The 20,917-nt window shown below is 70.5% G+C and carries 18 protein-coding genes and 1 other RNA gene; 7 read left to right on the top strand and 12 right to left on the bottom strand.

The window, feature by feature from the left end; genetic code table 11:
- Positions 1-145: 145 nt before the first annotated feature.
- The 7 genes from Q8O14_00265 to Q8O14_00235 form a co-directional block, all read right to left on the bottom strand.
- A complete protein-coding gene (locus Q8O14_00265; GenBank protein MDP2359175.1) occupies positions 146-2,224 on the bottom strand; it encodes a sodium-translocating pyrophosphatase in 2,079 nt (692 codons plus the stop codon).
- Between the two features lie 230 nt (positions 2,225-2,454).
- Positions 2,455-2,649, bottom strand: a complete 195-nt coding sequence (locus Q8O14_00260; protein ID MDP2359174.1) for a hypothetical protein — start codon at positions 2,647-2,649, stop codon at positions 2,455-2,457.
- Positions 2,646-3,458, bottom strand: coding sequence for a class D beta-lactamase (gene blaOXA / locus Q8O14_00255; protein ID MDP2359173.1), 813 nt, complete (start codon positions 3,456-3,458; stop codon positions 2,646-2,648). The genes Q8O14_00260 and blaOXA overlap by 4 nt, the downstream gene beginning before the upstream one ends.
- Positions 3,455-3,898 (bottom strand): DUF4440 domain-containing protein, encoded by a 444-nt coding sequence (locus tag Q8O14_00250; GenBank protein ID MDP2359172.1) that lies wholly within the window; start codon positions 3,896-3,898, stop codon positions 3,455-3,457. Before Q8O14_00250 ends, blaOXA begins: the two co-directional genes overlap by 4 nt.
- Positions 3,899-3,955: 57 nt before the next feature.
- On the bottom strand, positions 3,956-4,462 hold the full coding sequence (locus tag Q8O14_00245; GenBank protein ID MDP2359171.1) for a DinB family protein: 507 nt from the start codon (positions 4,460-4,462) through the stop codon (positions 3,956-3,958).
- 35 nt (positions 4,463-4,497) lie between these two features.
- Complete coding sequence (locus Q8O14_00240) at positions 4,498-6,672, bottom strand: hypothetical protein (protein ID MDP2359170.1); 2,175 nt, start codon at positions 6,670-6,672, stop codon at positions 4,498-4,500.
- An 18-nt stretch (positions 6,673-6,690) separates the two neighbouring features.
- Positions 6,691-9,087, bottom strand: coding sequence for a hypothetical protein (locus tag Q8O14_00235; GenBank protein MDP2359169.1), 2,397 nt, complete (start codon positions 9,085-9,087; stop codon positions 6,691-6,693).
- Positions 9,088-9,454: 367 nt separating this feature from the next.
- Here Q8O14_00235 and ssrA point away from each other — a divergent pair.
- Positions 9,455-9,810: a transfer-messenger RNA gene (gene ssrA, locus Q8O14_00230) on the top strand.
- A 111-nt stretch (positions 9,811-9,921) separates the two neighbouring features.
- Positions 9,922-11,847 (top strand): inositol monophosphatase family protein, encoded by a 1,926-nt coding sequence (locus Q8O14_00225; protein MDP2359168.1) that lies wholly within the window; start codon positions 9,922-9,924, stop codon positions 11,845-11,847.
- On the opposite strand, the gene Q8O14_00220 is transcribed toward Q8O14_00225, so the two are convergent.
- A complete protein-coding gene (locus tag Q8O14_00220; protein ID MDP2359167.1) occupies positions 11,787-12,149 on the bottom strand; it encodes a PAS domain-containing protein in 363 nt (120 codons plus the stop codon). The genes Q8O14_00225 and Q8O14_00220 overlap by 61 nt on opposite strands.
- 87 nt (positions 12,150-12,236) lie before the next feature.
- On the opposite strand from Q8O14_00220, the gene Q8O14_00215 reads away from it, so the two are divergent.
- From Q8O14_00215 to Q8O14_00205, 3 genes are read left to right on the top strand one after another with little or no spacing between them, the layout of a single operon-like run.
- Positions 12,237-12,716, top strand: a complete 480-nt coding sequence (locus Q8O14_00215; GenBank protein ID MDP2359166.1) for a peroxiredoxin — start codon at positions 12,237-12,239, stop codon at positions 12,714-12,716.
- A gap of 7 nt (positions 12,717-12,723) precedes the next feature.
- A complete protein-coding gene (mutM, locus tag Q8O14_00210) occupies positions 12,724-13,536 on the top strand; it encodes a bifunctional DNA-formamidopyrimidine glycosylase/DNA-(apurinic or apyrimidinic site) lyase (protein MDP2359165.1) in 813 nt (270 codons plus the stop codon).
- A gap of 17 nt (positions 13,537-13,553) precedes the next feature.
- Positions 13,554-14,573: a GntG family PLP-dependent aldolase gene (locus tag Q8O14_00205; GenBank protein MDP2359164.1), complete on the top strand. Its 1,020-nt coding sequence runs from the start codon at positions 13,554-13,556 to the stop codon at positions 14,571-14,573.
- 31 nt (positions 14,574-14,604) lie between these two features.
- Here Q8O14_00205 and Q8O14_00200 read toward each other — a convergent pair whose 3' ends face one another.
- From Q8O14_00200 to Q8O14_00185, 4 genes are all read right to left on the bottom strand, one after another.
- The gene (locus Q8O14_00200) at positions 14,605-16,326 is read right to left on the bottom strand and encodes a methyl-accepting chemotaxis protein (protein ID MDP2359163.1); all 1,722 of its coding nucleotides are present in this window, start codon (positions 16,324-16,326) and stop codon (positions 14,605-14,607) included.
- A gap of 36 nt (positions 16,327-16,362) precedes the next feature.
- Positions 16,363-16,857 carry a hypothetical protein gene (locus Q8O14_00195; protein ID MDP2359162.1) on the bottom strand — a complete coding sequence of 165 codons (495 nt, stop codon included), beginning with the start codon at positions 16,855-16,857 and terminating at the stop codon, positions 16,363-16,365.
- A 143-nt stretch (positions 16,858-17,000) separates the two neighbouring features.
- Positions 17,001-18,071: a branched-chain amino acid aminotransferase gene (locus Q8O14_00190; protein MDP2359161.1), complete on the bottom strand. Its 1,071-nt coding sequence runs from the start codon at positions 18,069-18,071 to the stop codon at positions 17,001-17,003.
- A 146-nt stretch (positions 18,072-18,217) separates the two neighbouring features.
- Positions 18,218-19,813 carry a carboxypeptidase M32 gene (locus Q8O14_00185; GenBank protein ID MDP2359160.1) on the bottom strand — a complete coding sequence of 532 codons (1,596 nt, stop codon included), beginning with the start codon at positions 19,811-19,813 and terminating at the stop codon, positions 18,218-18,220.
- Positions 19,814-19,838: 25 nt separating this feature from the next.
- On the opposite strand from Q8O14_00185, the gene Q8O14_00180 reads away from it, so the two are divergent.
- Both Q8O14_00180 and Q8O14_00175 read left to right on the top strand, forming a co-directional pair.
- A complete protein-coding gene (locus Q8O14_00180; protein MDP2359159.1) occupies positions 19,839-20,603 on the top strand; it encodes an SDR family NAD(P)-dependent oxidoreductase in 765 nt (254 codons plus the stop codon).
- A partial coding sequence (locus Q8O14_00175) for a hypothetical protein (protein MDP2359158.1) occupies positions 20,600-20,917 on the top strand: 318 nt, incomplete at its 3' end. The genes Q8O14_00180 and Q8O14_00175, both read left to right, overlap by 4 nt.

The following is a 20,917-nucleotide window of genomic DNA, read 5'->3' as shown; positions in this document are numbered from 1 at the left end:
GATTGCGACAGGCGAATGGCGGACAATGTACCGGCTGAGGAATGGTTCTTCAAGAAAATTTTAACAGGATTAAAAGTGAATAGCGAGTCATAAACAACAGGGGCCTGCCGCGGCAAGCCCCTGTCGCAGTCTGGCCGACCGTGCGTCAGATCAGGGGCGCGATCACCAGCGAGACGACGCTCATCAACTTGATGAGGATGTTGAGGCTGGGACCCGCCGTGTCCTTGAAGGGATCGCCCACCGTGTCGCCCGTGACGGCGGCCTTGTGCGTGTCGCTGCCCTTGCCGCCGAAGGCGCCGGCCTCGATGTGTTTTTTAGCGTTGTCCCAGGCGCCACCGGCGTTGGACATGAACATGGCCATGAGCACGCCCGTCACCGTGACGCCGGCGAGGACGCCGCCCAGCATCTCGGCGTCATGCAGCACCAGGCCGAAGAAGATGGGGGTCAGGATGGCAAGCAGGCCGGGCAGCACCATCTCACGGATGGCCGCGTTCGTGGAGATCGCCACGCACTTGGCGTACTCGGCCCGCCCCGTGCCCTCAAGCAGGCCCGGAATCTCCCGGAACTGGCGGCGCACCTCCTCGATCATGGCGTTGGCGGCACGGCCGACGGCGTTCATGGCCATGGAGCTGAAGAGGAAGGGCAGCATGCCGCCGATGAGCAGGCCCGCCATCACCTGGGGATCCGTCACGTCAATGGACATGGGCGCCTCGCCGGCGGTGGCGCGGATCTGATTGACGGTGGTGCGAAAGGCGGCGAAAAGGGCCAGGGCGGTCAACGCCGCCGAACCGATGGCGAAGCCCTTGCCGATGGCCGCCGTGGTGTTGCCCACGGCGTCCAGCTTGTCCGTGCGGCCGCGCACCTCCTTGGGCAGCTCGGCCATCTCGGCCAGGCCGCCCGCGTTGTCGGCGATGGGACCGTAGGCGTCCACCGCCAGTTGGATGCCGGTGGTGGCCAGCATGCCCAGGGCGGCGATGGCGATGCCGTAAAGACCGGCGTACTCGTAGGCGAAAAGGATGGCCAGGGCGAGCACGATGACCGGCAGGGCGGTGGACTGCATGCCGATGCCCAGGCCGGCGATGATGTTGGTGGCGGCGCCGGTCTGGCTGTCGTGGGCGATGCGCCGCACGGGGCCGCGGTTCTCGGCGGTGTAGTACTCGGTGAGCAGGCCGATGAGGGTGCCGGCCACCAGGCCGACGATGGTGGCGATGAAGATGCCCGTCGCCGTGTAGGTCAGGCCACTCAGGGTGAACTGGGTGGGGGCCAGCCGCTGGATGATGAACCAGGTGGCGATCACCATGAGGCCGGCGGCGCCGAAGGTGCCCATGTTGAGCGCGGCCTGCGGATTGCCGCCCTCCTTGACGCGGACGAAGAAGGTGCCGGCGATGGAGAGGACGATGCCCACGGCGGCGATGGCCAGGGGCAAGAGGACGAGGTCGAGGGGCGAGCCGAGGGCGACCGTGGCGCTGGCGCCCAGCACCATGGCGCCGATGATGGAGCCCACATAGGATTCGAAGAGGTCGGCGCCCATGCCGGCCACGTCGCCCACGTTGTCGCCCACGTTGTCGGCGATGGTGGCCGGGTTGCGCGGATCGTCCTCGGGGATGCCCGCCTCCACCTTGCCCACCAGGTCGGCGCCCACGTCGGCCGCCTTGGTGTAGATGCCGCCGCCCACGCGGGCGAAGAGGGCGATGGAGCTGGCGCCCATGGCGAAGCCGCTCAGGATGCGCAGCACGTGGTCCAGTTCGGCGCCCGGCGCGGCCGTGCCGCCGCCATAGAAGGCGAAGAGGCCGGCCAGGCCCAGGATGCCCAGGCCCACCACGCTCATGCCCATCACCGCCCCGCCGGAGAAGGCCACGCCCAGGGCCTCCGTCAGGCTGGTGCGGGCCGCCTGGGTGGTGCGCATGTTGGCCGCCGTGGCCACGCGCATGCCGAAGAAGCCGGCCAGGCCGGAGCAGAGGGCGCCCACCACGAAGGAGAGGGCGGTCAGCTGGGCGCCGTCCCGGAGGTTGCCCACGAAGAGCAAGACGGCGACGGCGACGACGAAGACGGCCAGCACCCGGTACTCGCGGGCAAGAAAGGCCATGGCTCCCTCGCGCACGGCGGCGCCGATCTCCCGCATCCGCTCATTGCCGGCATCCTGGCGGTTGACCCAGCTCGACTTCCACAAGGCGAACAGCAGGGCGAGCAGCCCCGCGCCCAGAGCGCTCCAGATGACGATCATGTTTCTCCTCTTCTGTCAACTGTCGGGACGGTAAGTGGCGATCCATGCTGGCCGCGCCCGCCGCGGTCACATCGAGGACGACCGGCTGGCGGCCGGCGCCCGCGGTCGGTTGCCGGGAAACCAGCGGCCGGGCTCCATTGGTCTTCGGATCATTTCGGATTGGCGCGACGACGCCCCAAGAAATCGCATTTCACGTTCAGAAGCAACGAAGCTGCCGCGGCCGGGGCCCCTCAGCGGGTCAGGGCGTAGTAGACCACATAGATCCAGGAGAGGATGCCATGGAGGATGGCCCAGAGGATCGATTGATTGACGCTCCAGGAGATGGCGACGGCCAGGGCCGTGCCCAGGCCGACCCCGGCCTTGGCGGCTCCCCCGGCCAGGCGGTGGCGGTGGGTGACCTCGACTTCGATCTTCTCGCCGTTCATGGGCGGATCTCCTTGTTGGTTGGCAGCGCGCCTACCCCGACCAGGGCTCGGCGCGTCAAGGCCTGGCGCAGGGACAGGTGGGAGGGTTCACGGATGTCCAGGTTGCAGGCGAAGATGACAGTGCGCGTCTCACCCTCCACCCAGCCCACCCACCAGCCGACCTGGGGATCCAGCCGCGCCCCCCAGCCGGTCTTGGCGCGCAGGATCCAGTCCGGGCCGGCCTCGCAGATGAGTGCCTCCCGGGCGATGCGCAGGCTGCGCTCCGCCAGCGGCAGCGTGCCCTGCTGGAAGCGCTTCAGGAATTCCACCTGCTCGAGGGCGGAGATGCGCAGGGCGCCGTCCAGCCAGAAGCGGTCGACGCCGCCGCCGAGGTCGGCGTTGCCGTAGCCGAGCGCCTCCAGGCCGGACTTCATGCGCGACGGGCCGATCCTGCGCGCGAGTTCCTGGAAGACGGGCACGCAGGAGACGCGCAGGGCGCCACGCAGCTGATGAGGCCGGTTCCAGTCGGCGATCTCCCGCGTGACGCCGTCCCAGGGCAGCTCCGCGCGCTCGTCCCCCAGCACGCCGGTCTCCAGCGCGATCAGCGTGTTGGGGATCTTGAAGGTGGAGGCGGGGATGAAGCGCTTCCGGGCGCGGGCCGTGTCGCTGATCTGCCAGAGGTCGCGCTCCAGGTCGTAGAGGACGAGGACGCCGGTCGTGCCCGCCTCGTCGAACCAGGCCTGCCAGTCGGGCCGCCTCCGCTGCTCGGCCGCCAGCCTGCACACGGCAAGCAGCAGGACCGGGAGGAGGAGATGTCGGAGCCCTTTCACGGCGCCGGATCCGGCGCCGCGACGGGACAGCCCCGGTCGAAGATGACGCGCCAGCAGCCGTCGGCCTCCAGGCGCCAGATGCTGGTGAAGGTGGCGACCATGATCCCGTCCGGATCCTTCACGGGCCCGCTGCTGAGGGCGAGGGTGCCGGAATCCAGCACCTCGACCTGCTGCGACTCCCAGGAGAAAGGCGGCTGGGGATCCGTGAAGAAGCGCGCCCAGCCTTCGCGGACGGCCGCGCGGCCGCGCAGGACGTCCCGGCCGAGGAAGACCGCCTCCTCCGAGACGAAGGCGGCGAAGGCGGCGGCGTCGCGCGCGGCCATGGTGGCGGCGAAGGCCGTCTCGGCGGCGCGCACCTGGGCGGTCGGATCCTCGGCGACGGCGGTTGTCGTGGCCACGCAGCAGGCGGCGAGGGCCAGCGGGGTCCAGGGCAGGGGCATGGGACTCTCCCGGTTGGGGCGTAGGGACGCGACGCGTCGCGTCCCTACGGGGCTAGGTCACATCTTCTCATCCGCACTGGGTCCGTAGATGGCTGGCAGTGGCTGGTCCAGCAGCCGCAGATACACGCAGAGCTCGGCACGGTGGTGGATCAGGTGGTTCATCACCATGCTGCGCCAGACGGCCGCGCGCGGCAGGGTGAAGCGCGTCGCCCCGTTCATCAGCAGGCTCCAGGAGACCGCGAGGGATTCCTCGCTGCAGCCTTCCAGGATCTTGCGCACCTCCGCGGTCAAGCTGTCAAAGCGCTCCAGACCTTCCTTGACGGACGTGATCTGCTGCGCCGTGGGCGGCGGCCCGCCCGCGGGCGCCACGTCGTAGAATTCCGACTGGAAGGTGATCGCCCCCCAGCGCGGGATGTTGATGACGTGGCCGGCCAGCTCGGCCACGGTCCAGGACCTCGGGTGCGGACGCCAGTCCAGCCGGTCCTCCGGCAGGCGCTCCAGCACACGTCGCGTGCTCTTCATCTCCTGGTCGAACTCGGCCAGCATCATGGCGGTGGGATTCATGGGTCCTTTCCGCGGGCCCGGCCCGCACGCATTGGTCAACGGATCAGCAGCAGTTTGGTCGTTGCCCTGTGAGGTCCGGCCGCCAGTGTGGCGAAATAGAGGCCGCTGGGCCAGCCGGAGGCGTCCAGCGCGATCTCGTGGTCCCCGGCCGCCAGCGGACCCCGGTAGGGACGCGCCATGGCGCGTCCTGACAGATCGAAGACCTCCAACCGCGCGTCCTCCACCGGCGTCGCCAGCGTGAAGGCCAGGCGCGTCTCCGGGTTGAAGGGGTTGGGCCAGGCCCGCAGCGTCAGGCCGCCCGGCCGCGCCGGCGCAGGGTCGATCGCCACCTCGTCCTGGCCGGCCAGATGAAGCAGGTCGCCGTTGTCCAGGGCTGCCCAACACGCACCCCACGGACTGCCATCCGACACCCGGCGCCCCACGGCCGTGGGCGCCGCGGGCAGGATGCCCGCTTCGCCCCACGCCTGCAGGCCTTGATCCAGAAGCAGCTCCAGGAGGCGGGGAGGATCCTCCAGACCGGCCAGGCCCCAGAGCTCGTTGATGGCGACGCAGCTGAAGCGGCCCTCCCCGGCGGCCAGGGAATCCGTCAGGACCCAGCTGCCCGCCTCCCGGCGGAGCTGGTAGAGCTTCGTGGCGGCCACGGCCAGGCGGGAACCATTCCACGTGTCGTCTTCGTGCAGGACGGACAGGCTCCGCACCGGCCCGGCCAGGGTCAGCACCTGCTCCAGCGCCAGCGTGCCGGGGTTTTCGGCGTTCAGCTGGAAGAGGCGGCCATCGGCGCACCCGACGAAGAGCCGCTGGTCCCCCGTCCAGGCCGCGCAGAGGGGATCCGCCAGCAGGTTGATAGTGCCATGGTGCAGGAGGAACCAGGGGCTGCGGTTGGCCTGCTTGACGGCGACGAAGGCCTGGGGGGTCACGTAGGCGATGAGGTCGTCGGGTCCCCAGGCGAGGAGCTTGACGGGATCGGTGGGGTGGATGCCCCTCAGGACGATCCCCTCCGCCGTCTCCTGGTAGAAGCGAAGGCCTGCCCCGTAGCGGCATCCGGCGATGAGGCCGTCGCGCCAATCGCCGCCGTCCACGGGCAAGGGCAGGGCCGCGCCGTCCGTCTCCACGGGATCCTGGCCGAAGGGCCATGCATCCGGCCAGGAGAAGCGGCGGAAACCCTGGCCCCGGTCCAGCATCCAGGCCCTTTCCTGGCTCCCGTGGCTGCTCTGGATGGCCGAGACCCATGGCCGTGTGGCGTGGCGAGCCAGAAGGTCGGCGCGCGGACTGCCCGCCTCGAGGCGCAGCAGGTGCAGACTCAGGCCGTCGGCGCCCTCCGCCACCAGCAGGCTGTCCCCCTTGAGGGAAAGGCGCTCCGCGCGCTTCGTCGTGCGCCAGCGCCCCAGCAGCCGCGGCGTGCCCGGGTCCGCCGTGTCCACCAGGACAAGCCCGCTGTCCCCGGCGGCCAGGACGAAGACCTGCTCCCGCCACCAGAGGGCGTCCAGCACGGGGAAGCCGGGCTGCCAGGGCCAGGCGACTGGGACGAAGGGACTGGCCAGGTCGAAGACGGTGACGCCACTCTCGCCGCGGCAAGCCAGCAGGCGATCCTCGTGCTCGGCGAGGCGCAGGATGCCAGGCGTGTAGGTGCGGCCCAAAGGCAGGGGTGGGTCGCCCAGCCCGTAGCCCTGCAGGGTGTCCGCCGCCACCAGCCAGGCCAGGCCCTCGCGGCCGCAGAGGGCGGTGGGCGCCGCGGGGAAGGGCCCGAGGTGCTGGATGGAGACCGGGTCGGCCTGGTCGAGCCGAGCCTGCCACAGACCAGCCGCGCCGGCGGCGAGGATGGTCTGCCCGCCCTGGCCCAGGGCCGAGATTCCAACAAGCACCGTTGACGGAACCCCCGTCTCCAAATCCAGCAGGGTCAGCTCTCCGTTGGCCTGGCGCCAGGCGGCCAGGCGCTCACCGATCAAGGACTCGACCGCGGCCAGGGGTTGTTCGATCCGCTCCTGCAGGAGCAGGCCGCCCGGGCCTGGGTCCAAGCGCAGGCGACGGAGATCCATGGGCGAGATGACCCAGGGACCCTGGGCGTTCCAACCCGCACCGCGGGCGTCCACGCCGGGCAGTGTGTGGAGGATCTCCAGGGCGGGGGCGGACGCGGCGAAACAGCCGGCGAGGGCCGCCAGCAGGGCCGCGCGCGGTAGGGCGCCATCCTTCCATGAGTTGACTGGACGCATGGTGATCCTCCCCTCCTGTCAGTCCACCTTGATGCGGGCCCGCAGAGAGCCTCCCGGCGCCACCTCCAGCCCTCTCAGCTCCGCGGGATCCACCGGCAGGACGAAGTGTTCCTCCCTGGCGGCGGCCTTGAGGGACCAGGCCGACCAGCCACCGACTGTCCGCAGCAGGACCGGCAGCACGGTGTGGGGGGGCGGCGTCTGATCCCAAACCGCTCGCAGGGCCACGCGCGGACCTTCCGGGCTGTCCACCCGGCCCGGCGTCACACGCAGGACGGGCACGCGGGAGCGGGACAACTCCCCGTCCAGCCAGGCCCAGACCGTGGGCGCGTCCCCGAAGCCGGACCGCTCGAGCAGACCGTTGGCGACGAGGAAGTCGGCCATGGCGCTCTTCAGCTCGTGGAGCGGCCGCCGCCGGTCCAACGGTTCCCGCAATCGGTCCATCAAGTCACGGAGAAAGGCGCGATAGGCCGCATCATCCAGTGTCTCGGGATCGCGCATGCGCCACCGCAGGTGCTCCAGCAGCAGGGCGAAACGCCAGGCGTGCCGCTCCTGGACTTCGGCCGATTGCCAGCCTCCTTCGGCCCGCTCCCCCAGCGCGGGCAGGCTGGCCGCGACCTTGGATCGGAAGGCGGCCAGCTCGCTGGCGAGCGCTCCCTGCCGCAGGTCGCGGGCCTGCCCGCTGCCCTGTTGCTCTTCGATCAGCAGCAGGGCGCAGGCCCGGGCCGCGCCCCACCGGATCCAGCGCGGGGCGGCTTCATCCTCCGCCGTGGCGGGCAGCCACCAGGCCCGGCAAAGCGCTTCCAGACGGGCCAGCCGCGCCTCGGGCAGCGGACTGCGCAGGTCCTGGGCGTTTACCTCCAGGGGCAGGTGGGGCGGCAGCCCATGCGCCGCCAGACGCTCCTCCTCCTCGCGGCGCCCCGGTCTCGTCCCCACCCGCTCCAGCACGTGCACGGGCTGGGGCAGCGGACCCAGCCAGGCATGCAGGCGCGCCGCCGCCTTGCTAAGCTCCTCCAGCAGCGGGCGCTCGCCCAGGATGGCCAGGGCGAGGGTGTCCCGGCCCTGCACCAGGTCCACCGGCTCGGCGGGCTCCTCGTGCGAGGGGGGGCGCACCTGCCTCTCCCGTGGCAGCTCCAGGTTCCCGATGTCCCCCGCCTGGTGGGGAGCCTGGACGGAAGCCGGCTGATGGCGGGCCGCCCGCTGGCGCAGGGGCGTCCAGCAGAGCGCGAGCTCAGGTCCCAGATCCTCCCGGGGCCGCTCCTCGATGATCAGCCGCTGGGGATTCAGCCCGAGGTCCGCTCCCGCCTCCACCGACAGGACGGGCAGGTCGGCGCCGGTTGAGCGCAGGACGGGCTCGTCCGCCGCTGGCCAGGGCAGGCGGGGAAACCAGTTGGCCCGCGTGGCGCGTCGCTGGCCCGGGCTCTCCTGCAGGATGGCGCCGCGTGGACTGCTGCCCGACAAGAGAAGGCGGGCGCCGGCCGGTCTTCCTTCCTCTCTTTCCACCAGCAACCAGGGACTGCCCGTCCAGATGGACCTGCCCCGGCTGTGGACGGCGGACCGCGCCGACCCGGAGCCGGACAGCCACTCCGCGCGCTCCAGCCGGGCTCGTGCATCCAGCAGCAGCCAGAGCGGCGTGCCGCCCTCGGCCAGGTCCAGGGTCAGCGTCCAGCCCAGGCGCGAACCATCGGCCTCCAGATCCAGCCAGAGGCTGTCCACCAGTGGCGCCGGTTCATGCAGGCAGGGAGGCAGCCAGGACGGATCCGGCCCGGGACGCCAGGGCGCTCCCTCCCGGCCAGGGACGTGGACGCAGGTGATGGGGAGATCCAGGCTGCTGCCCGGTCGCAGCTGACGCTGGAGCCAGGCCTGCCCGTCATGCTGCGCCAGCTCCAGGCCGCCGGGATCGGTGTGCAGCCAAAGACGTCCGCCCGCCGCGGCGGGCTGCAACAGCGGATTGTCCGGGTGCGGGCGGTCCAGACGGCGGCGATCCGCGAAGCCGGGCAAGGGCAACCAGGGAAGGGCGGGACGGAGGGGTCGCCAGTCCAGATCCTCCCAGGAAGGCGGCAGGCGATCAAGGACCAGCGTGGCGCGCTTCAAGCGGCGGCCGGCGGCATGCCGACCCAGGCTGGCGCGGAGCGCCACTTGCTCCAGGCTGTCGGCCAGGTCCAGCTCCAGGCGGCCCGCTCCCCCCAGTTCCACCAGCAGGAGCGTGTCGCCGGCCAGGGGCAGGGCCAGGACGCGGATGCGGCCCTCCTCCCAGGTCAGCCGGCCCAGCGGCAGCGTCAGCTCGAGGCTTGCGGATTCCGCCTGGCGCGCTCCCCGCGACCGCCTCATGGCCCGGACGGCTTGGTCGAAATCGTCCAGGAGGCCTGCCCGACCGGGTGGCGCCAGCAGACAGAGGGCCAGGAGGACAGCGCCCAAGCCGGCTCCCTGGATGGCGGGGACCACTAGTGAGCGAGCAGGATGCCGGGAAGGATAACCAAGCAGTCTGTCGGGCTTGGACCTTTGATGGGATTCGCGCCCCTGTCGAGACCGGTTTTTCGGAGCTTTCGCGGCGCATACTGGTGGTATGTGCAAGAAAGATGCGAAAAATCCGGGCCGACGGGGGCGATGAAGACCGCGAAGCGGCCAAGTCCGACTGGCTGCCAACCGCTTGAGCATGGTCCGGCCCTTTGGCTGTGCGGATTGCGCCACAAGATCAGCCCATGGGGCGGTTGTTGCAAGAATGGAATGGGCTGCCTGGTGTCTGGCATCGGCGCGCGCTTAATCCTACCTTCCAGCTGCATTCGGGGACGTTCGTGGGATTCGACGGAATCGTGACAACCCCGGGCTGCATGCCGTGGACGTGCCGGAGCCCCACGTTAAAAGTTTCGGCAACACCATAATCGGCAACGATTACGCTCTCGCTGCCTAAAACTTAGGCAGCCGAAGCCCATGGGCGCGCCCGCCACCTGTGGAGTCTTCGTCATCCAGCGGGCTGGCCCCGAAGGCCCGGCTGAACCGGAGGGGCGAGATCCTTCAGCCTGGACGCGACGCAGCGTGACCGCCCGCGTCGGCGCGTCAAGATCAAATGACGGCCTATGCATGTAGACGCCCAGGGACGTGCTTTTTCGGACGAGGGTTCAACTCCCTCCGTCTCCATGAACCCGGATGAAGGCCGGCCCGCGGGCCGGCCTTTTCTCGACATCCATCCCACCGCCCCGGGTCACCGGCCCGTGGACGTCGCACCGCCTTGAACCGGCACCTGGAGGGTTGATGTCCCTTAGCCGCGAGGAACTCGAGCAACGGCTGGAGGTGGCCGTGGCGGCGGCGGGGGCGGCCGCCGCGCTGTTGCAGTCGGAGTTCCATCGTCCCGGCGGACCGCGGGGAGGGGGCAGCCACGCCGAGGTGGACGACGAGGCCGAGGCGGTCATCGTCCGTTTGCTGGGCACCCATTTTCCCGGCGAGGCTTACCTGGGGGAGGAGCTGCACGACCTCATCCTGGGCGGTCCGCCCCGGCGCGGGCCGCGCGGCCGCGTCTGGATCGTCGACCCCAACGACGGCACCTCGCCTTTCCTCAAGGGCTTCCGCGGCTCCGCCGTGGCCATCGCGCTGGTGGAGGAGGGGCTGCCCGTGCTGGGCGTGGTCCACGCCTGGGACGGCCCCACCCCCGCCGGCGACCTCTTCAGCTGGCACCAGGGCGGAAGCCTGCGGCGCAACGGGCGCGTCGTGCAACGTACTTGGCCGGAGGCCCCGGCCCGCGGCCAGTTCGCCCTCATCTCCCACGAGGCCGACCGCAAGAACTCCCTGGCCAACGCCGAGACGGTGGCGCCCTTGCGTTTCCTGGCCCTGCCCAGCATCGCTTGGCGCATGGCGCTGGTCGCGGCCGGCGAAGGCGAGGTGGCCGTCTCCCTTGGTGGACCCGTGTCGTGGGACCTGGCGGCGGGACACGCCCTGATCCTGGGAGCGGGCGGCGTCCTGCTCGACCGGGCCGGCCGGCCCCTCCGCTACGACGAGCGCGGCCAGTGCCGGGCCGGTGGCGGCATCTTCGCCGGCGCCCCCGCCCTGGTGCTGGATTTCGCCCGCCGCGACTGGGGCCGCGTGCTCGAGCCAAAGCCCCTGTCACCGGGTCTGGTCTTTCCCCAGCCCCGCCGGCCACGGCCGGAGCGCGGCCGCTTGGCGCGGGCCCAGGGCTGTCTGCTGGGGCAATTGGCCGGCGACGCCCTGGGCAGCCAGGTGGAGTTCCTGGGCAGGGCCGAGATCGCCGCCCGCCACCCGGCCGGTGTGCGGGAGATGGCCGATGGCGGCGCGTGGGGCACCCTGGCCGGCCAGCCCACCGACGATTCGGAGATGGCCCTCCACTTGGCCCGCTGCCTGGTGCGGGAGGGCCGCTTCGAGGCCGCGGCCGTGCGCCGCGCCTATGAGGAGTGGGCCGGCAGTAGGCCCTTTGACATGGGTCGCACCGTGGCCAACGGCCTGGCCGGACGCCCCGACGCGGACAGCCAGGCCAACGGCGCCCTCATGCGCATCAGTCCCCTTGGCATCTTCGGCGCCTTGCGGGACGACACGTCGCTGGCCACCTGTGCCGAGGCGGAGGCCGCCCTCACCCATCCCCATCCCCTCTGCCGCCAGGTATCCTCGCTCTTTGTCCGCGCCTTGGCCCTGGCGGTGCGGGAGGGGCCGGCGCCCGCCGACCTGCACCGGCAGGTCCAGGCCTGGGCGGAGAAGGAGGGCCTGCGGCCCGAGCTGCTGACCAGCCTGGCCGCCGCGGCGGGCGGCGAGCCCGTGGTGCTGGACGCGCGCGGCCGCCGAGGGTGGGTGCTGCTGGCCTGGCAGAACGCCTGGTGGCAGCTGCTTCACGCCTCCGGGCTGGAAGAGGGGCTGGTGGACACGGTGGGCCGCGGCGGGGACACGGACACCAACGCCGCCATCGCCGGAGCCCTGCTGGGGGCCGTCCATGGTGTCAGCGCCGTGCCGGTGCGCTGGCGCTTGGCCATCCTGGCCTGCCGCCCACTGGCCGGCCTATCCGGCGTCGACCGGCCCAGGCCGCCGGCCTGCTGGCCGGTGGACGCCCTGGTCCTGGCGGAGCAGCTGCTGGTGGCGGAGGGGGCGGGCTCGGAGCGATCCTTCGCAGCCGGAGTTCAGGCGGAGGGACTCGCCTCATGGAACACGAGGACGGTGCCGCAGCGGAAGGAGCCTTGATAAAGGGGGGAGGCGCTCACCCGCCGTTCAAGGATCTCGCCCCAGCGGGCCTGGTAGCGGCAGGGGTGCTGCAGGATGCAATCGCCGGAATCGAGCAGCTCGGGCAGGGGCGGCCCCTGCCACCCGCCCTGCTGGTCCAGGATGTCGGCCAGGGGTCGGTTGACCGCTTCCCAAAGGGGCCAGCCCGTCATCCGCTCCGCCACGGGGTTCATGTACTGCACCAAGCCCGCCGCGTCGGTGGCGAGCACACCCTCGTTCAGATGGTCGAGAATGGCGCGGTGGAACTGCATGTAATCCAACATGGATCTTCCTCCCTGACGCCGCCAATATGGCACGGTCGATCGTGCCCGTCATCCGGAAGATGAGAATCCAGCCTGAAAGGGACTGAGATGGTCTTGAGCGCAGGCGCGCCCGCGCCCGACTTCAACCTGCCGGACCAGGATGGGCGGCTGGTCCGCCTGGCCGACTTCGCCGGCGGCTGGCTTGTCCTCTACGCCTACCCCAAGGACAACACGCCCGGCTGCACCCAGGAGGCGAAGGACTTCAGCTGCCTTAGCGGGGAGTTCAGCCGCCTGGGCGCCCGCATCGCGGGGGTCAGCCCGGACAAGACCGCCAGCCACCGGCGCTTCATGGATCAACAGGGCCTGGATCTGCTCCTGCTCAGCGACCCGGACCACCGGATGCTGGAGGACTATCAGGCCTGGGGATTGAAGAGGATGATGGGCCGCGAGTACATGGGCGTCATCCGCTCCACATGGCTGGTGGATCCCGCCGGCCGGCTGGCCGCCGTCTGGTCCGCCGTCAAGGTCAAGGACCACGCCCGCGAAGTGCGGGAGACCCTGGCCCGCCTGAGCGGCGCGCGGGACTGAGGCGGCCATGCCCGAGCTGCCCGAGGTCGAGACCGTCGCGCGCCAGCTGGACTTGGTCCTGCCGGGCCGTCGCCTGCGCGCCCTGCGCGTGCTGGACCCCAAACTGGCTGCCCTGTCATCGCTGGCCCCGCGCCTGCGGGGCGGGCGCTGGGGACCCGTCCGTCGTTCGGGCAAGCGCGTCATCCTGCCGCTGATGGGCTGCGCCCAGGCGCCCGACGGCTGGCTGGCCGTCCATCTGCGCATGACCGGCCGCCTGCTCGCCACGGAGGCCGACGCGCCCGATCCGCCCCACCTCCGGCTTGTGCTTGAGCTGGACCAGGGGCGTCTCTGCTTCGCGGACAGCCGGCGTTTCGGCACGGTGGAGTGGCTGGAGCGGGAGGAGGAGCTGGCGCCGCCCGGTCTCGATCCCTTCGACCCGGCCTGCACGGCGGCCCGGCTGGCGGAGATGGCCCGCCCCTGCCCGGGTCCGCTCAAGGGTTGGCTCCTGGACCAGCGCCGGATCTGCGGCCTGGGCAACATCTACGCCTGCGAGATCCTGCACGCCGCCGGCCTGTCGCCGCACCGGCCCGCCTCCTCCCTGACCCGCGGCGAATGGACCAGCCTGCGGCGCCACATGCGGGCCATCCTGACGCGGGCCATCGCCCTCTGCGGCACCACGTTCTCGGATTTCCAGGACAGCCGCGGGCTGGAGGGCTCCTTCGGCCGGCTGCTCAAGGTCTACCGGCGCCAGGGCGGGGCTTGTCCCCGCTGCGGCGGAGAGCTGTGGCGGGAGGTTGTCGCCGGGCGCGGCACCTTCTGGTGCCCCGGCTGCCAACATTGACGAGCATAGGAGCATCCATGGCCACCCTGCTTGATTTCCGTTCCGACACCGTCACCCGGCCCGACGAAGGCATGCGCCGCGCCATGGCCGCCGCCGAGGTGGGCGACGATGTGTTCGGGGAGGATCCAACCGTGGCGCGGCTGGAGGAGCGCGTGGCGGCCCTCTTCGGCCGCGAGGCGGCCCTCCTCGTGCCGAGCGGCACCATGGCCAACCTGATCGCCGTGGGCCTGCACTGCCGGCGCGGGGACGAGGCGATCCTCGAGCGGCGCACCCACACCTTCGGCCATGAGACGGGGGGCATCGCCGGCCTGCTGGGTGTCATGCCCTCGGTCGTGGACTGCGCGGAGGGCTGGCTCGGCCTGGAGGCCCTGGCCGCGGCCATCCACGAGGAAGACATCCACCACCCCCGCACCCGCTTGGCCGTGGTGGAGAACACGGCCAACCTGGCCGGCGGCCTGGTCGTCCCGCTGGCCCACTTGAGCGCCCTGGCCGGCCTCTGCCGGGCGCGCGGCCTGGCCCTCCACTGTGACGGAGCGCGCATCTGGAATGCCGCGGCCGCCTCGGGCACCCCTCTGGCGGACTACGGCGCGGTGGTGGACACGCTGGCCTGCTGCCTGTCCAAGGGCCTGGGTTGTCCGGCCGGCTCCCTGCTGGTGGGGGACCGCGCCCACATCGGCGAGGCGCGTCGCCTGCGCAAGATGCTGGGTGGCGCCATGCGGCAGGCGGGGGTGCTGGCCGCGGCTGGTCTCCATGCCCTCGATGTCTTCCTGCCCCGCCTGGCGGAGGACCACCAAGCGGCCCGCCGCCTGGCCCACGCGCTGCGCCTGGTGCTGGACGAATCCTGCCAGGTGCAGGAACCGGAGAGCAACATCGTCCTGGTGCGCACGCTGGAACCCGGCCTGACCACCTTGTTGCTGGCACGCTGGGAGGTCCGCGGCATCCGCGCCCTGGCCCTGGACGAGGCCACCATCCGTCTCGTCACCCACCACGACCTGCCCGCCGACGCCCCGGAACAGGTGCGCGAGCGGCTAGGCTGACCGCGTCCCGCCTCACCTGTGCTGGGGCGGTTCAGGCCTGGAAGCGGCGTACCGCCTCTGTCAGATTGCCGGCCACCACGGAAAGCCGCCCGGCGGATTCCTGGACCTTTTGCGCCTCTGCCGCCGTTTCGCGCGCGGCCTGGACGGTCAACTCGGCGCTGTCGGTGATGGAGGTGGAACCCTTGGCGGCCCGGCCCAGGCTCTGCCCGATCTCATGCGATGCGGCGGCCTGCTCCTCCACGGAACTGGCAATGGCCGTCTGGATGTCGCTCACCCGGGTGATGGCGTCGTTGATGCGTGTGATGGCCTGCATGGCCTGGGTCGAATCCGTCTGGATGGCGGCCACGCGTGTGCCGATCTCTTCCGTGGCGCGCGCCGTCTCCCGCGCCAACTCCTTCACTTCATTCGCCACCACGGCGAAGCCCCGACCGGCATCCCCGGCGCGGGCCGCCTCGATGGTGGCGTTGAGGGCCAGCAAATTGGTCTGCTCCGCGATACCGGTGATGAACCGCACCACCTCGCCGATCTTGCGGCTGCTCAGGTCCAGCTTGTCAATGGTGGAAACCGCTTCCTCCGCCGTGCCCACGGCCTGGGTGGCCATGCCGGCGGCTTCCGCCGAGCTGCGCGCGATTTCGTTGATGGTGGCGCTCATTTCCATGGTGGCGGTCACCACGCTCTGGATGTGCAGGTTGACCTCGCGCGTCTGAAGCGCCATCTCACCCGAACGCTGGTCGCTTTCCCGGGCGGTGCCCAGCATCACGCCGGCCACCTGGGACAGAGTGTCGGCCGCCTCGTCGAGCAGGGCGCCGTTGGCGGCGACGGAGGAGATGAGTTCCCGCAGCCGGGTGAGCGAGTGGTTGAAACCGGCGACGAGGCGGCCCACCTCGTCCTCATGCCCGGCTTCCAGGTGCACGGTGAGATCCCCGGCGGCGAAACGATCCATGCCCGCCAACAAATTCTCCACGGCATGGGTGAGATAGGCTTGGCGGTCGATGGCTTGGTGGGTGGATTCCCGCAGGCGCTCCAGCATGCCGTTGAAGGTCACCGCCAGCTGCCCGATCTCATCGTGGGATTGGGTGGGCGCCTCCGTCTCCAGATCACCCTCGGCCACGCGGCGCGCGGCCTGCTCCAATCCGCGCAGGGGCCGCACCACCCGGCGCACGATCAGACCGAACATGAAGGTGCCCACGGCGAGGCCGCCCATGGCCACCGCCAGGGACAGCAGGCGGATGAGCCGGATGTCCCGGTCCCGGGAAGCCATGGATAGATCCAGCACTAGCCGGCCCAGCGCCTGCCCTTCGCTGAACAACCCCATCACCGCCACCTTGTGCCCCGGCCTGTTGACGATGCGGATGGGATCGTCGGGCGTCAGGATCAGGGTCGCTGCGTCGGACAGGAAATTGGACGACACCGCCGCTCCGGGTCGCACGTAGACGGCCATGGGCCGGCCTTTCGCGTCCAGGATACTGCCGCGATCCACTTCGGCGACCGTCTGCAAGCCGGCCAGACGGTCGGCCACGGCGATGCTGTCCTCGAAAATGAGTCCCGCCTCCAACCCGTGACAGGTCATGCGCGCCATGACCTGGACGTGGTCCTCCAGGCGCTTGTCAAGCATCGTCTGCAGGAATAAGGGGAAGAACAGGACAATGAATAATGCCGTCAATCCCAAGAGGAAGACGTTGACCAGATGCAACTTCCGGCCGATCCTCAAGTGGTCGAACCAGTCCTTGAACTTATCCAGGGCTTTCGCCATGCGGCACCTCGCCTTGCAGGGGTCCGGGTGGCCGGGTCAGCGGATGATCTTGGCCAGGGCCAGGACCTGACTGTCGATGACATGGCCGCAGCGGTTGTACGCAGCCAGGCTGACAACCAGCTTCGGTTTTCCTTCAACCAGTTCCAGCCCCATGGCCACGTTGTTGCGTTCCACCGGACCGCTGCTTCCGCAGAGAGTCAGCAGGCCGGCGGGAAAGTCGGCGGCGCTGTCCTCGGTCCCCGGGCAGAAGTAGGCCACTTGGGCCTTTTCCAGGGCTCCCGCCGCCGCGGCGGCCACGACCACATCGCAGGCGAAGCCCGCGCCCGTGAAGGCGTCAGCCATGGCGCCGGCCAGCCGGGCGTTTCCCTCATGCACGATCAGGATGCGGGTCCCGCCGTCCGTCGGCAAGCTCTGATCGAACTTGAGCACCTTCTTGAACACGGTCACCTGGCGATCGATGGGAACATCCAGCGCGGCCCACGCAAGGTGGATGGACAGACAGGCCACGAGTACGATGCCAAGCCGCCGCATGGGCACCCCCGACGCTATTCCAGTTGAAGGCCTTATCGGCCTGCACGGCAAGCAGATTTACTCGGGCACATGCGGATCATATCCCGGGCGCTGGCCGGACGGCGGGGTGGCGGGCGAAGCGGCCTCCGCCCGTGCGGGGACGCTCAGCAGACGGGCACGACCCAGCCGAAAGGATCGTTCTGCTCCCCGTATTGGATGCCCGTGATGGCGTCATAGAGGCGCTGGGCCATGGGGCCGGCCGCTTCGCCGTTCATCAGCATGGACTCGTTGTTGTAGTGGATCTCGCCCACGGGGCTGATCACCGCCGCCGTGCCCGTGCCGAAGACCTCCTTCAGCTCCCGCGCATGGTGGTACTCGAAGAGGCGCTGGATGGTGACCCGCTGCTCGTGGACGGGCAGGCCCCAATGCCGGCACAGCTCGATCACGCTGAGCCGGGTGATGCCGGCCAGGATGGTGTCGCCATCGAGGGGCGGGGTGAAGAGTTCGCCGTTCACCTTGAAGAAGATGTTCATGGTGCCCACCTCCTCGATGTATGTGTGCTCGGCGGCGTCCAGCCAGAGGACCTGGGTGTAGCCCTTCTCCTTGGCCTTCTTCGCCGGCAAAAGGCTGGCGGCGTAATTGGCCGGCGTCTTGGCCATGCCCAGGCCGCCCTTGGCGGCCCGGCTGTGGTGCTGGGCGACGTGCAGGCGGACGGGCTTCAGCCCCTCCGGGTAATAGGTCGCCACCGGACTGAGGAGGATGATGAGGCGGAAGCTCTGGCTGGACTGGACGCCCAGCAGGTTGTCCATGGCGATGACGAAGGGCCGGATGTAGAGGCTGTGGCCGCGGGTGGATGGCACGAAATCCCGTTCCAGCTCGATCAGCTCCTTGAGGCCCTGCAGCACCGTGTCCTCGGGCAGCTCCGGAATGCACAGGGCCCGGCAGCTGCGGTTGAGCCTCGCCACATGGGACTCCGGGCGGAAGAGGACGACGCCTCCGTCCTTGCGCCGGAAGGCCTTGAGGCCCTCGAAGACGGCCTGGCCGTAATGCAGGGTCATGTTGGCCGGGGAGATGGCCATGGGTTCGTTGGGATCGATGCGCGGGCTGTGCCAGCTGCCCTTGGAATAATCCATCACGAAGATGTGGTCCGTGAAGTACAAGCCGAAGCGCAAGTCGTCGTAATTGATGCTGCTGCGGCGGCTGCTGGCGACGCGGGTGACGGGGAAGCTTCCCATGGTCGTCTCCTCATATGATGAATGTGGGCGGCTGGCCGCGGCAGGGGGCTGACACGCCGGCCGCCGCCGCGACGGATGAATGTGTTAAAAGTTTCCGGGCCGATAAGGGCGATGAAGAGCGCGAAGCGGCCAAGTCCGACCAGCGGCTACAGGCCGTAGATCTCGCCGTACTTCTCCCGGACGTAGTCCAGCCAGGGCTGGGGGGAAAGCTCGGCGCCGGTCACCTGGCGCAGGAGATCCCCCGGGTCCAGGCCGCGGGCGGGGCGGTAGACGCGCTCCACCAGCCAGTCCTTGAGCGGGGCCAGGCGTCCGCTGGAGATCTGCCCGTCCAGGTCGGGCAGGTCGTGCCGGGCCTGGCGGAAGATCTGCACTCCGTAGAGGTTGCCCAGGGCGTAGGTGGGGAAGTAGCCCACCGCGGCGTCCGCCCAGTGCATGTCCTGCAGACAGCCGTCGGCGTCGCTGGGGGGCTCCACGCCCAGGTTCTCCTTCATTTTGGCGTTCCAGGCGGCGGGCAGGTCGGCCACGGCCAGGCGGCCGGAGAGCAGCTCCAGCTCCAGCTCGAAGCGGATGAAGATGTGCAGGTTGTAGCTGAGTTCGTCGGCCTCCACGCGGATGAGGCTGGGCCGCACCCGGTTGATGGCCGCGTAGAACTGCTGGAAGCCCACGCCCTCCAGGGCCGCCGGGAACATGGCCTTCACCTCGCCGAACCAGCGGTTCCAGAAGGGGCGGGAGCGCCCCACCAGGTTCTCCCAGAGGCGGCTCTGGCTCTCGTGGATGCCCAGGCTGCTCCCCTGGGCCAGCGGTCCCCGGTCGAAGCGCGGGTCGAAGTTCTGCTCGTAAAGGGCGTGGCCCCCCTCATGGATGGTGCCGAAGAGGGCGGTCCGGAAATCGTGCTCGTTGACGCGCGTCGTGATGCGCACGTCGGGGATGCCGAAGCTGGTGGTGAAGGGATGGGGACTTTTGTCCTGGCGGCCCCGATTGAAATCGTAGCCCATCTCCTGCAGGATGCGCAGGCCCAGCTGCCACTGGAGGTCCACGTCGTAGGAGCGGTGGAGGAAGGCGTCCTCCACCTGGTCCACCCGCTCCAAAACCTGCCGCAGCAGCGGAAGGAGCCCCTCCTTCAATTCCTGGAAGACGGCGGCCAGGCGCCGGGTGGGCATGCCCGGCTCGAAGCGGTTGAGCAGGGCGTCGTAGGGCTGGTCCGGGTAGCCCAGGGCCTCCGCCTCCTCCCGCACGATGGCGAAGATGCCTTCGAGGTGGGGGCGGTAGGAGGCGAAATCGTTGTTCGGCCGGCAGCTCATCCAGGCGTCGAGGGCGCGGCCCGTCGCCTCCGACTTGCGGCGCACCAGTTCGGCGGGCAGGCGGCGCGCCTGGTCCAGGTCGCGACGGACCACCGTCAGCAGTCGGGCCGCCAGGGGCTCAAGCTCCCCGCGCCGCGCCTCCAGGGCCGCCACCAGGTCCTCCGTCTCGTCCGCCGCCAGCAATTGGTGGGACATGGACTGCAGGGTGGTCAGCTGGCGCACCCGCGCCTCCACCGATCCGCGCGGCATGTAGGTGTGCTGGTCCCAGCCCAGCACGGCGGTGGCGGCCTCCAGGTCGGCGATGGTGGCCAGGCGGTCCTTGAGGCGGGCGAGATGATCCATGACGGGGCTCCGGTTGATGGGCGGGAAGGTAGGGACTCCCGCTTTCTTGCGCAGGTCCACCCCCGCCGGCGGCCGGTGGGCGGGCGGAATTTGCCTCATTGACCCGCCCCAATCAGGAGGTCTCATGTCCATCGCATGGGTCACGGGCGCCACGGCCGGCATCGGGCGGGAATGCTGCCTGGTCCTGGCCGAGCAAGGCTGGGACATCATCGCCCTGGCACGGCGCCAGGAAAGGCTGGAGGGCCTGTCGACGGAGATCCGCGCCCGGGGGCGGCGGGCCCTGGCCCTGCCCTGCGACCTGCAGGACCGCGCCGCCCTCGACCAGCTGCCCGCCCGGCTGCCGGCCGACTGGCGGGAGATCGACCTGCTGGTCAACAACGCCGGCCTCGCCCTGGGCGTCGAGCCGCTGGCCAAGGGCAATCCCGACGAGTGGGACCGCGTTCTGGACACCAACGTGCGCGCCCTGCTCGTCCTAACCCGCCTGCTCCTGCCGGGCATGCTGGAGCGGCGCCGCGGCCACATCGTCAACATCGGCAGCGTGGCCGGCCGCCAGGCCTATCCCGGCGGCGCCGTCTACTGCGCCAGCAAGGCGGCGGAGCTGGCCATCAGCCGCGCCCTGGCCATGGACCTGGTGGGCACGCCCCTGCGCGTCACCACGATCGATCCGGGCCTGGTGGAGACGGAGTTCTCGCTGGTCCGCTTCCGGGGCGACGAGGTGCGCGCCAGAGCCGTCTACCAGGACATCCAGCCCCTGGGCCCGCGCGACGTGGCGGAGGCGGTCGCCTGGGCCGCCGCGCGTCCGCCCCACGTCCAGGTGAGCGAGATGGTCCTGCTCCCCACCTGCCAGGCCAGCGCCTGGCACGTCCACCGCGGACCCTACCCGGCATGAGGAGCCGGGGTCCGCGACCCTCCCCGGGCCGCTCCACCGCTTCGCGGGGGAGAACCCGGTCCGCCGCCCCGGCCGGCCGGACGGAGGAGCGGCTGGCCGCCTGGGTGGAGGAGCTGGCCCAGGCCACGGGTCCCGGCCAGCGCCCGGACCTCGCCCTCTCGCACCTGCTGCGGCGGGAGAAGCCGGAGGCCGGGCTGCGCCGCCTGCTTGTCGTCTCGCTGGCCGCCTGGTTCCGCTGGAGCGCCCTGCTCGAGCCGGGCGCCCGGCCGGCCGGCCGGCTGCCCCTGCTGCGCCGCCTGGAGGAGCTGGCCGCC

The sequence above is a fragment of the bacterium genome (assembly GCA_030685015.1).
Taxonomy (GTDB): Bacteria; CAIWAD01; CAIWAD01; order CAIWAD01; family CAIWAD01; genus CAIWAD01.
Note: the sequence above shows the minus strand (reverse complement) of the source record. Positions and strands in the feature narration are given on the sequence as shown.